The 11,632-nt window shown below is 69.0% G+C and carries 10 protein-coding genes; 3 read left to right on the top strand and 7 right to left on the bottom strand.

Features of this window, described 5'->3' with window-relative positions; translation table 11 throughout:
* Window positions 1–249 precede the first annotated feature (249 nt).
* From VFK57_16035 to VFK57_16020, 4 genes are read right to left on the bottom strand one after another with little or no spacing between them, the layout of a single operon-like run.
* A complete protein-coding gene (locus VFK57_16035) occupies window positions 250–498 on the bottom strand; it encodes a hypothetical protein (protein HET7697223.1) in 249 nt (82 codons plus the stop codon).
* 4 nt (window positions 499–502) lie between these two features.
* Window positions 503–994 (bottom strand): DinB family protein, encoded by a 492-nt coding sequence (locus tag VFK57_16030; protein ID HET7697222.1) that lies wholly within the window; start codon window positions 992–994, stop codon window positions 503–505.
* A gap of 7 nt (window positions 995–1,001) precedes the next feature.
* Entirely contained in the window at window positions 1,002–2,435 is a 1,434-nt protein-coding gene (locus VFK57_16025; GenBank protein HET7697221.1) for a pitrilysin family protein, read from the bottom strand.
* A complete protein-coding gene (locus VFK57_16020; GenBank protein ID HET7697220.1) occupies window positions 2,432–3,763 on the bottom strand; it encodes a pitrilysin family protein in 1,332 nt (443 codons plus the stop codon). Before VFK57_16020 ends, VFK57_16025 begins: the two co-directional genes overlap by 4 nt.
* Before the next feature lie 49 nt (window positions 3,764–3,812).
* On the opposite strand from VFK57_16020, the gene VFK57_16015 reads away from it, so the two are divergent.
* Window positions 3,813–4,982 (top strand): pyridoxal phosphate-dependent aminotransferase, encoded by a 1,170-nt coding sequence (locus tag VFK57_16015; protein ID HET7697219.1) that lies wholly within the window; start codon window positions 3,813–3,815, stop codon window positions 4,980–4,982.
* Entirely contained in the window at window positions 4,972–6,531 is a 1,560-nt protein-coding gene (locus tag VFK57_16010; protein HET7697218.1) for a 4-alpha-glucanotransferase, read from the top strand. The genes VFK57_16015 and VFK57_16010 overlap by 11 nt, the downstream gene beginning before the upstream one ends.
* Window positions 6,532–6,535: 4 nt before the next feature.
* Here the strand turns inward: VFK57_16010 and cydB are convergent, their stop codons facing one another.
* Genes cydB through VFK57_15995 form a run of 3 tightly spaced genes read right to left on the bottom strand, consistent with a single transcriptional unit; the run spans window position 6,536 to window position 10,227 of the window.
* The gene (cydB, locus tag VFK57_16005) at window positions 6,536–7,546 is read right to left on the bottom strand and encodes a cytochrome d ubiquinol oxidase subunit II (protein HET7697217.1); all 1,011 of its coding nucleotides are present in this window, start codon (window positions 7,544–7,546) and stop codon (window positions 6,536–6,538) included.
* Complete coding sequence (locus tag VFK57_16000; GenBank protein HET7697216.1) at window positions 7,543–8,862, bottom strand: cytochrome ubiquinol oxidase subunit I; 1,320 nt, start codon at window positions 8,860–8,862, stop codon at window positions 7,543–7,545. The genes cydB and VFK57_16000 overlap by 4 nt, the downstream gene beginning before the upstream one ends.
* A 36-nt stretch (window positions 8,863–8,898) precedes the next feature.
* Window positions 8,899–10,227: a lanthionine synthetase LanC family protein gene (locus tag VFK57_15995; protein HET7697215.1), complete on the bottom strand. Its 1,329-nt coding sequence runs from the start codon at window positions 10,225–10,227 to the stop codon at window positions 8,899–8,901.
* Window positions 10,228–10,296: 69 nt separating this feature from the next.
* Between VFK57_15995 and VFK57_15990 the strand changes: the two genes are divergently transcribed.
* Window positions 10,297–11,631: a M20/M25/M40 family metallo-hydrolase gene (locus VFK57_15990; protein HET7697214.1), complete on the top strand. Its 1,335-nt coding sequence runs from the start codon at window positions 10,297–10,299 to the stop codon at window positions 11,629–11,631.
* Window position 11,632: the final 1 nt, after the last annotated feature.

Genomic DNA, 11,632 nt, shown 5'->3' with positions numbered 1-11,632 from the left:
TGGTGGGAGGGGGTCGCCCCCGCGGCCGCAGGTCACCGGACGGGCGACAAAAGACTGCGGTGGAGGCGAAATCACGCCGGGCCGGAACCGCGCCGCGAAACCGTTCCGCGACCGGCCGTCGTAACAGGTATGTTCAGCCGCTTCCGCGTTGCCGCCGCCTGTGTCGCCCTGTCGTCCGCCTCCATCGTCGCGGCACAGGAGAGCGATCATCAGCAATGAGCTGCGCACCGCTGAGTGTGCAGATCGCGCTCAAGACAGCGAAACGTCTCCCTTGAACACGACAAACGCCAGCACGATGTCGAGCACCGCGACGTAGGGCGCGACGAACACGCCCCCGGCCGCGGCCACTCCCGGCAGGCCGAATACGCCGAGCGCCCAGAGAAGCACGAAGATGGCAGTCGAGCGTCCGCGCAGCTCGCCGAAGGCCACGCCGATGCCGAGGATGACCCAGAATGCGATCTGCGCGACGAGAGCCGCCGCTCCGCTCGAAGTGATCACCGGGCTACCTCAGCGCCTTCGAGTAGAACAGGTCGTGGTTCCCGGGCGGGTCCAGGCCGGCGCGCCGCACGGCCAGGGCGATCTGCGCCCAGTGCCGCGTCTCGTGCAAGAGGCAGTGGAAGAGCAGCTTGCGCGGCGTCATCATGAACTCGCCGCCGCTCTGCACGGTGATCCGGCGGGGCTCGTCGGCCGATTCGTCGTCCAGCTCCGACGTGAACTGATCCAGCTCGCGGCGCACCGACGCGCCGTAGTCGAAGAGCGGCGGTGAGTGGCGGCCGCTGAGACCTGTCCTGGTGTCCAGCTCGGCACCGCGCAGGCGCTGCAGGTGGCGGCGCTCGACGAGGAAGATGTGATCGATCAAGGCGCCGACGGTTCCGTGGCGCCCGCCCGGCTGCATTTCGAGCTCCATCGCCTCGGGATGCGCGACGAACCAGCCCCGCCACTTCTCGCGCTCCTCGTTGGTATAGCGGACCAGCTCGTCGAACGTCAGATGCATGCGCGGACTATCTGAAAATCTCGCCGGGCTGGACGACGGTCAGCGGCCCGAGGTTGAGCGCCTTGACGCCCGGTTCGATCGCCTTGCGGTCGCCGACGATCACCACGGCCACCTTCCCGGGAACGATGTACTTGTCGGCGGCGCGTTTGACATCGGCCGCCGTGACGGCGCGCACGCGATCGGCGTAGGTCGTGTAGTAATCCGCCGGCAGGTTGTAGATCCAGGCCTGCGCCAGCGACGCCGCGGTGCCGCGCGTGGTCTCGAAGTTGCGCGGCAGGAGCAGCGCCAGATAGTTCTTCGCCTTCTCGAGCTCGTCGGACGGGACGGGCTCGTGGATCCGGTTCAGCTCGACGAAGAACTCCTTCAGCGCCTCGGCCGTCTTGTCGGTCTGCACGCCCGCGGCGGCATAGAACGGGCCGGCGCTCAGGCGCATGTCGAATCGCGACGCGGCGCCGTAGGCGTAGCCGTGGACCTCGCGCAGGTTGGTGTTCAGACGCGAGGTGAACGCTTCGCCGAGGATGGTGTTGAGCACCCGCAGCGCGAAGTAGTCCGGCGTCGAGCGCGGCACGCCGACGCCGCCGATGCGGATCTGCGACTGCGCCGCGCCCGGCGTGTCGATCAGGTACACACGGCGCGCCGCTGCGGCGGGCGGGTTCGCCGGCGCAGGGGATGCTCCCCCTTCGGCTCCCTTCCAGCCGCCGAACGCTCGCTCGAGCTGCGGCAGCACGCCGTCGGCGGTCACGTCGCCGGCGACGACGAGAACGGCGTTCGCGGGACGGATGTTGGCCGCGTGGAAGGCCTCGAGATCGGAGACCGCGATGCTCTTGAGCGACGCGGGGGTGCCGATGGCCGGCGAGCCGTAGCGATGCTCCGCGCCGAACACCAGGCGCGGGAACGCGGCCGTGATCAGCTGCTCGGGATCATCCTGCATCTCCAGGAGACCCGCCAGCCGCTCCTCGCGCAGGCGGTTCAGCTCCGCCTCCGGGAACGTCGGGCGGACGACGACGTCCGCCATGAGGGGGAGCGCGTCGGCCAGCCGCGCCACCGGCACGTGCAGCTCGACGGAGGTGGCGTCCACCCCGCCGGACGCCGACAGGTCCGCGCCGAGGAAGTCGATCGCGTCGGCGATCTCGAGGGCGTTGCGCGAGCCCGCCCCTTCGTCCAGCATGTCCGCGGTCAGGCTCGCCAGGCCGAACTTGCCGGCGGGATCCGCGGCCACGCCGGTGCGGATCGTCAGCGCCACGTGCACGGTCGGCACCTTGCGGACGCCCATCACGCGCACCTGCAGCCCGTTCGAGAGCGTTCGCGTCTCGATCGGCGGCAGCTTCAGCGCGGGCGCCGGGCCCGCCGCCGGCGGTTTGGAGCGATCCACGGGCGTCTGCGCGGCCGCCGCCGCGCACAGCAGGCACACGGCCGCCGCGGCCAGGCTCGTTCGTCTCATTTCTGCGGCTCCACGATCAGCTCGACACGCCTGTCGAGCGGCAGGAATCGCGCCGCCGCGGCGGTGACGTCGGCGGGCGAGAGCGCGCGGTAGCGCGCGAGATCCTCGTTGAAGTAGCCGGGATTGCCGGCCGCAAAGTAATACGCGTTCAGCTGATCGCCGACGCCGCCGTAGGCGCCAATCCGCTCCATCCGATCGTAGAAGCTCGACTCGATCTGGTTCAGCGCGCGCTGGAACTCGCGGTCCGACGGCGGCGCCTGTTGCAGCCTGCGGAGCTCCTCGTCGACGATGCCGCGGATCCGATCGATCGACGCGTTCGGCCGGGCGGTGACGATGATCTGGTACTCCGAATTCAACGTCTTCGAGGCCTGGACGGCCGCGACGTCCTGCGCGATCTGCAGCTCGTAGACCAGCCGCTTGTAGAGCCGCGAGTTCTTGCCGCCGGCGAGCAGGGACGACACCACGTCCAGCTCCGCGTCGCCCGGCGTCAGGTGCGGCGGGCTGACCCAGGTCAGATAGAGGCGAGGCAGTTGCACGCGATCCGTGATCGTCTTCTTCTGCACGGCGGTGACGTTCGGCCGCGGGTAGTCGATCGGCGGCAGCGGCGCCGTTCCGGGCTTCACCTCGGCGAACCATTTCTCGACCAGCGCGCGGGTTCCCGCCGGCTCGATGTCGCCGGCGACGACGAGGCTGGCGTTCGCCGGCTGGTAGTAGGTGCGGAAGAACTCGACCACGTCCTCGTAGCTCGCCGCGGTGAGATCCTCCATGTGGCCGATCACCGGCCAGCGGTACGGATGTCCCTTCGGATAGAGCATCCCGGCGATCTCGATCGACGCCATGCCATAGGGCGCGTTCTCGACCCCTTCGCGGCGCTCGTTCTTCACCACGTCGCGCTGCGCGTCCACCGTCTTCGGCGACATCGCGTCGAGCAGGTAGGCCATGCGATCCGATTCGAGGAACAGCGCGAGCTCGAGCGCGTTCGACGGCACGTCGATGTAGTAGTTGGTCCGGTCCTCCGCGGTGGACGCGTTGTTGGTGCCGCCGGCGGCCTCGAGCAGGCGATCGAAGTCGCCGTATTTCGCGTGCTTCGATCCCATGAACATCAGGTGCTCGAAGAGGTGCGCGAAACCGGTGCGTCCGGGCTTTTCCCGGGCGGATCCCACGTGGTACCAGACGTTCACCGTCACGAGCGGAACCGTGTGGTCCTCGTGCAGGATCACGTGCATGCCGTTGGGCAGCGTGAACTGGGTGAACGGCACGTCCAGACCGGCTTTCGGCGCGGCGCCGGCCTGAAGCAGAGCGGCAACCAGGACAATTGTGCGGAACATGAAGATCACAACCTCGCCAGATCACCAACTTACCAAATATCCTTGAGAGGTGTTCTCGAGCCGCGTTCCGGACGATCGCACCCCGAACCGCCTGGCGCGCGCGCTGGCGCGCGCCCGGGAACGGGGCGGACTCGCGGATCTCACCGTCTCGAATCCGACCCGCGCCGGCATTTCCTACCCAGCCGATCTGCTGGCCGGGCTCGCCGACCCGGCGGCGCTCGACTACGCGCCGTCCCCGTTCGGTCTGCCGGCGGCCCGCGACGCCATCCGCGCCGAGTACGCGCGGCGCGGCATCGACATCACGTCCGATCGTATCGTCCTCACCGCCAGCACCAGCGAGGCATATTCACTGCTGTTCAAGCTGCTCTGCGAGCCGGGCCGCTCGACCGCGCTCACGCCGGCGCCGAGCTACCCGCTGTTCGACCACCTCACGCGGCTCGACGGCGTCGGACAGCGGCGCTATCTGCTCGAGTATCACGGCGTGTGGACGATCGATCGGGACGATCTCGACGCGGCGTGGTCCGACGACACCCGCGTGGTGCTGACGGTGACGCCGAACAATCCAACCGGCGCCCTGCTGGACCCCGCCGACGCGGATGAGCTCGTGTCGCGGTGCGCCCGCCGCCGCGCGGCGCTGATCGTGGACGAGGTGTTCTGCGATTATCCGCTTGCCGCCGACGCGGTCGCCGACCCGCCGGCGTTGTCGGCCGGCGAATGCCTCGTCTTCCGCCTCGGCGGGCTGTCGAAGACCATCGGCCTGCCGCAGGTGAAGCTCGGATGGATCGCGGTGCAGGGGCCGGAGGCGGACGTCGCGGAGGCGCTGGATCGTCTTGAATTGATTTGCGACACCTACCTGTCGGTGTCGACGCCGATCCAGATGGCGGCACCGCGCTTGCTGACGATCGGCTCGGTGGTTCGCGACAGCATCCGCGCGCGCGTCCGCGGCAACTACGCGCGGCTTCGAAGCTCGATCAGCACCTCGGGCGGGGCGGCGGTGCTGCCCGCCGACGGCGGCTGGTCGGCGGTCGTTCGGGTGCCGGCGATTCGCAGCGAGGAAGCGCTCGTGCTCGACCTCCTCGAACGCGATCGCGTCGTCGTCCACCCCGGGTACTTCTTCGACTTCCCGCACGAGGCCTTCCTCGTGGTCAGCCTGCTGGCCGACCCTGACGTGTTCGCGCGCGGGCTGCGCGCGATCGAGGCACGGATCCATGGCGCGTGATTTCTTCCACGGCCGGCACGCCGGCGTGCTGGTGCCGCTGTTCTCGATCCCCTCGCGCGCCAGCTGGGGCATCGGCGAGATCGGCGATCTGCCGCGTCTCGGCGCGTGGCTGGCGGAGGCCGGCGCGTCGTTCGTGCAGCTGCTGCCGATCAACGAGATGGCGGACGGCCAGAATTCCCCGTACTCGGCGATGAGCGCGATGGCGATCGATCCGATCTTCATCGCGCCGTCGGCGGTCCCGGACATCGAGTCGCTCGGCGGCGAGCGGTTGCTCTCGGCGGACGACCGCGCGCGGCTCGAGGCGGCGCGGGCGGCGCCGGCCGTCGACTACGCCGGCGTGCGGGCGATCAAGACGCGCGCGCTGCGCGCCGGCTTCGAGCACTTCCGGACGACGGAGTGGAACGCGAACACGCCGCGAGCGCAGCGCTTGAAGCGCTTCCTCGATCGCGCGCGCTGGTGGCTGGACGATTACGCGCTGTTCCGCGCGCTCCACGCGCGGGAAGACGGGCGCTACTGGCGCGACTGGCCCGAGGCGGTCCGCGATCACCACCCCGCGGCGCTGGCGGGCGCCCGGCAGGATCTCGCCGGCGAGATCCTGTTCTACTCCTACCTGCAGTGGCTCGCGGCCGATCAGTGGGCGGAGGCGCGCGACGCCTGCGGCATCGGCGTCTTCGGCGACTTTCCGTTCATGGTCAGCGGCGACAGCGCCGACGTCTGGTCGCGGCAGCAGGATTTCCGCCTCGATGCGTCGGTGGGGGCGCCGCCGGACGCGTTCTCCGAAACCGGGCAGGACTGGGGGTTTCCGGCGTATCGCTGGAAGACGATCGCCGCCGGCGGCTTCCGCTGGCTCGCGGCGCGGGCGCGGCGGAGCGCCGATCTGTACGACGGCTACCGCGTCGATCATCTCGTCGGCTTCTTCCGCACCTACGTGCGCGAGCAGTCGGGCGAGGCCGCGTTCGTCCCCGCGGATCAGGGCGAGCAGGTCGTCCAGGGGGAACGAGTGCTCGACGTGCTGAGCGCGACCGGCGCGCGGATCATCGCCGAGGATCTCGGCGTCATTCCAGCCTTCGTTCGCGAGACGCTGCTGCGCCTCGAGATCCCCGGGTACAAGGTGCTGCGCTGGGAGCGGCACTGGGATGCGGAAGGCAAGCCGTTCGTGGATCCCGCGACGTATCCCCGAATCTCGGTCGCCACCAGTGGAACGCACGACACCGAGACCGTCGCCCAGTGGTGGGACGAGGCGGATCTCGACGAGCGCCGCGCCGTCGCGGCCATCGTCGGACGCGGGTTGGATCCGGAGTCGCCGTTCGGCGCGCCGGTACGCGATGCCATCGTCACCGCGCTCTACGCGTCGTCGTCGGACATCGTTCTGCTGCCGATTCACGACGTGTTCGGCTGGCGCGAGCGCGTCAACACGCCGGCGCTGATCGATGCGCAGAACTGGACGTGGCGGCTCCCGTGGCCGGTCGAGGATCTGCAGAGGGACGCCGGCGGCCGCGAGCGCGCCGCGTTCATGGCGGCGCTGGCGGAGCGGTTCGAGCGGCTGTGAGCCGTCAGCGATACACCGCGCCGGCCTTCCCCTTCCACACTCGATAGACCGCGACCAGATAGACGCTGACGATCGCCAGACCCGCCAGATACACGACCATCGCGATCCGCAGGCTCTGCGGCGGCGCGGCGGCGTTGTAGATATCGAGCGGCGTGCCGCTTCCCGAGGCCGGCAGCAGCGTCGGGTACAGGCCTGCGGCGACGGATCCGAGCACGCCCGCGATATACGCGGACGAGGCGATGAAGGCGCGCCTGTCCTGATGCCGCGCGATCGAGACCCGGTTCGACGCCAGTGCGGCGGCGGCGGCGAGCGGGAACGCGAAGAGGATCGGATGACGGGTGAAGTTCCCGGCGAACCCGGGCCGGACGACGAAGCTGGCGGCGATGACGGCGAGCAGCAGCAGCGCCGACGGCGTCCACAGCATCGACGCGAACCGCCGGGCGCGCAGCTGAAGATCTCCGTCGGTCCGCAGCGCCGCCCAGCAGGCTCCGTGCAGCGCCAGCGTCGACACCGACAGCACTCCGCCGAGGAGCGAGAACGGGTTGAGCAGCACGGTGAACGTGCCGCGGAACACGCCCGTGTCATCGAGCGGCACGCCGCGCAGCACGTTCGCCAGCGCGACGCCGAACAGCAGCGCCAGCAGCGCGCTGGACAGCGCGAAGACCACGTCCCACGCGTCCTCCCACATCGGGTGATGAATCTGATGCCGGAACTCGATCCCGAGGCCGCGGAGCAGGAGCAGCCAGAGCACCAGCATGAGCGCCAGGTAGAAGCCGCTGAAGCTCGCGGCGTACAGGTTCGGGAATGCGACCACCATCGAGCCGCCGGCGGCCAGCAGCCACACTTCGTTGCCGTTCCACACCGGGCCGATGGTGTCGATCAGCCGTTCGCGCTCCTGCCGCGTGCGGCCGAGGCGCAGGTGGATGGCGCCGAGACCGAGGTCGAAACCGTCGAGGATCGCATACACGGCAAGGGTGAAGGCGAGCAGCACGAACCAGGCGCTGTTCAGGCTCATGGCTGCTCTCGCGGGCCCTCGTCGACGATGCGCGCGAAGAGCAGCAGGTAGAGGATGCCGAGCACGAGATAGAGCCCCATGAAGCCGAACAGCGTGAAGTAGGTCATGCCGGCGGTGACGTTGGTCGACGACGAGTCCGCCACGCGCAGAAGGCCGTAGACCGTCCACGGCTGGCGCCCCACTTCCGCGACCACCCATCCCGCCTCGTTCGCGACGTAGGGAAACGGCATCGTCAGCATCAGGATCCAGAGCATGCCGCGGCGATCGAACAGCGTGCCGCGCCACAGGAAGAACGCGGCGGCGGCGGTGACGGCGATGAAGATGGTGCCGAGCCCCACCATGATGTGGTACGCGTAGTAGACGATCTCGATCGGCGGGTGCAGATCCTTCGGGATGTCGTTCAGCCCGGTGACGCGGGCGGAGAAGTTGCCGTAGGCGAGATAGCTGAGGATGCCGGGCACGTAGATCGGATCCATCAGTTCCTGCCGCTCGGTGTCGGGCATGCCGATGATCGCGAGCGGCGCGCCTTCCCGGGTCCTGAACACCCCTTCCATCGCCGCCATCTTCGCCGGCTGAAACCGGGTGATGTTCTCGCCGTGGAAGGCGCCGGTGGGAAACAGCGACAGCAGCGAGAACAGCGCCGCCGACACGACGCCGACGCGCACGAACACCCGCGCGGTCTCTTCGTGGCGGCGGGCGAGCAGGTAGAACGCGCCGATCCCCGCCACCACCATCGACGCGGTCACCATCGATCCCGAGATCACGTGCGGATACTGCCAGCGCAGGTAGGGGTTGGTCAGCAGCCCCCAGAGACTGGTCAGCTCGACGTGGTCACCGGCCGCGCGGTAGGCGACGGGATGCTGCATCCAGGCGTTGGTGGCGACGATGAAGTAGCCGGAGAGCACCGCGCCGAGCGCCACGCCCACCGCGGCGAGCCAGTGCGCGCGCCGGCCGATGCGTCCTTCCCCGAAGAGGAAAACGCCGAGCAGCGAGGATTCGGCGAAGAACGCGAACACCCCTTCCATGAACAGCGTCTGGCCGACCACCGGCCCGGCATAGCGGGAGAAGCGCGCCCAGTTGGTGCCGAACTGGAACTCCATCGGGATGCCGGTGACGACTCCGGCGGCGAACGTGATGGCGAAGATCCGCGCCCAGAAGCGCGCGGCGATGCCGTGCTGCGGATTCCCGGTGCGCAGCTCGATCGTCTTGAAGACCGCGATCAGCACCCCCAATCCCATCGTCAGGATGGGGAAGAGGTAGTGGAACATGATCGTGAACGCGAACTGCCAGCGCGCCGCGATCACGGCATCAGGCACGTCTCCACGCTCCCTGCCGGGGGCATTCGCCGCGAGCTACCATGGTGAATCGGGGAAGCGGACGAGCGGCGTGCGCTTCCGCTGCTGGGCGTCGAGCCGCAGCAGCCACATGCCGATGCCTGCCGCCCCCTGCATGTAGCCGGTCTGCGCGACCAGCAGGTCCGGCTGCACGCGATGCTCCGCCTGCACCCAGCGGGTTCCCCTGACGTCGCGCGTCGCGCGCGCGAGCAGATCGGCGGTGACCCGCTCGGCAAACGCGAGATACTTCGCCTCGCGCGTCACGTTGTGGAGATCGAGCATGAACTGGGCGACGCCGGCGTTGCCGCAGCACTGGCTGACGTTGTTCCAGAACCCGGGCGTGCGCTGTTGCGGGATGCCGCTGGTCAGCACGCCGTTCGCCGAACGCTGCACCCACGACATCCACGTCTTGTCGCCGGTGATCTGCGCGAGCTGGTAGAACAGGCGGGCGGTGCCCGCCGGGCCGTGGCACCAGCCGAGATAATAAAGGTCGAGCCCGTCCGGCTGATTGTGCGGGACGAGGCAGATGTCCCCTTCGGTCTTCGCGATCGCCAGGAGGTACCGCGCGCCCGAGAGCGCGCCGTCGAGGAACCGGCGTCCGCCGGTTGCTTTATGCACCGCGGCGAGGAAGTAGGCAATCCCGGCGGTGCCGTGCGAGAAGTTCGGCATCATCCGCGCGACGTTCGGATCCATCGCCCACTTGGTGCCCCCCTTGTCGGCGATGCCGACTTCGAGCAGCCGGTCCGCCGCGCGCACGGCGAGCCAGCCGGCCTTCTCCTCCTTCAAGGTGTCCGACGCGTACAGCAGGAACAGGCCGATGCCCGCAGTGCCGGAAATGATGTCGTTCGAGTTGTTCCACTGCACCCCCTTGCCGACCTCGCCGGCCTTGTCGGCAAGAATGCGGACCGCCCCGAGCGCCGCCTTGCGGTACTTGTCGTCCCTGGTCGCGCGCCAGGTCTCGCCGAGCATGAAGCCCAGCCCGGCGACGCCCGTGTAGAGGCCCATCTGCGGTTCGGACGACACCTTGGTCATCAGCTCGTCGGCGCCGCGCTTCGCGTCGGCGAGGTAGGCGGCGTCACCGGTGGCGGCGTGCAGTTCGAGCAGGAAGAGGACGACCCCGGGCGAGCCGCTGTAGAGCGCGGTGCTGACCGTCTTGGGATCCTGCGGGTCCGCGGGCCACGCAATCCCGAACAAGGTCTCCATCCGCGAGTTGCGGATCCATTTGGCGGCATCGACCGCGACGTCGCGGTAGGTCGGCTGGGTCCGGGTCTGCGCTGCCTCGCGGGCGCTGGCGAGGAGGCCCACCACCGCGATGAGGAGAGCGACCGTGAAGATGCGAGTCCTCATGCGCGCACTATACGCCACTCGGGAGGCGCGTCCGCGCAGCCGCGGCCGCGACTGGTTAGAATCGGGGAGATGCGCCGACACGCCCGCCTGCTCCTCGCCCTGCTCACGATTCCCGCCCTCGCTTCGGCGCAGTCGCCCGACTGGAAAGCGGTCGAAGCGGAGGCGCTGAAGACGCTGCAGGGCTACGTCCGGATCAACACGTCGAACCCTCCCGGCGACGTCACCAAAGCCGCGGACTACCTGGCGGCAATCCTCGCGCGCGAAGGGCTCGAGGTGAAGCGCTACGAGTCGGCGCCGGGCCGATCGATCCTGCTGTCCCGGCTCAAGGGAACCGGGACCGGCGGCAAGCCGATTCTCCTCCTCAGCCACATGGACGTCGTCCCCACCGATCCGTCGCGCTGGACGAAGGACCCGTTCGGCGCGGAGATCGCCGACGGCAGGATGTGGGGACGCGGCACGATCGACATGAAGGGGATCGGCACGTCGCACCTCTACGCGTTCCTGATGCTGCACCGCCAGAAGGTGCCGCTCACGCGTGACGTGCTTCTGATGTTCGTCCCCGACGAGGAGGTCGGCGGCGAACTGGGCGCGAGCTGGATGCGCAAGAACCACTATGCCGAGCTGGATCCCGAGTACGTGATCGACGAGGGAGGCTTCGGCAGCCGCGACATGTTCACCCCCGGCAAGCTGGTGTTCGGCATCTCGGTCGCGGAGAAGAAGATCATGTGGCTGCGGCTGCGCGCCGAGGGGGTCGCGGGACACGGCTCCCAGCCGCACGATCAGAATCCGAACGAGCGGTTGATGCGCGCGCTGTCGCGGCTGTTCGCCGCGCCGATCGAGTCGGCGCCGTTCCCTGTCGTCGAGACGATGAAGTCGCGGATCGGCGGTCCGCTGGTCGCGAACAAGTTCAACAACGCGATTCAGCGCTCGACCATCTCGCTCACCAGCCTGCGATCCGGCGTCGGCGATCCGCCGCGCGCCAACGTCATCCCGTCCGTCGCCGAGGCGACGCTCGACTGCCGCGTGCTGCCCGGCACGTCCGCGGCGCAGTGGCTGAAGCTGCTCGAAGGCAGGCTCGCGGAGCCGTCGATCAAGATCGACGTGATCTATGAAGGCGACGATCCGGTGGTCAGCTCGCAGGAGACGCCGCTCTACCGGGCGCTCGAGTCCGCCATCACACGGCATCATCCGCAGGCGATCGTCACGCCGATGACGGTGCCGTTCGGCACCGACTCGAACGGCTTCCGCCCGCGCGGGGTGAAGAGCTACGGCGTGTTTCCCGGAATCATCCCCGCCGCCTCGATCCTGTCGATGCACGGCGACGCGGAGTTCATGCCGCTGGACGCCCTGGGACCGGCGATTCAGATCCTGTTCGAGGCCATCAGGGAAACCGCGGCCAAGTAGC

Source organism: Vicinamibacterales bacterium (genome assembly GCA_035699745.1).
Taxonomy (GTDB): Bacteria; Acidobacteriota; Vicinamibacteria; order Vicinamibacterales; family 2-12-FULL-66-21; genus JAICSD01.
Note: the sequence above shows the minus strand (reverse complement) of the source record. Positions and strands in the feature narration are given on the sequence as shown.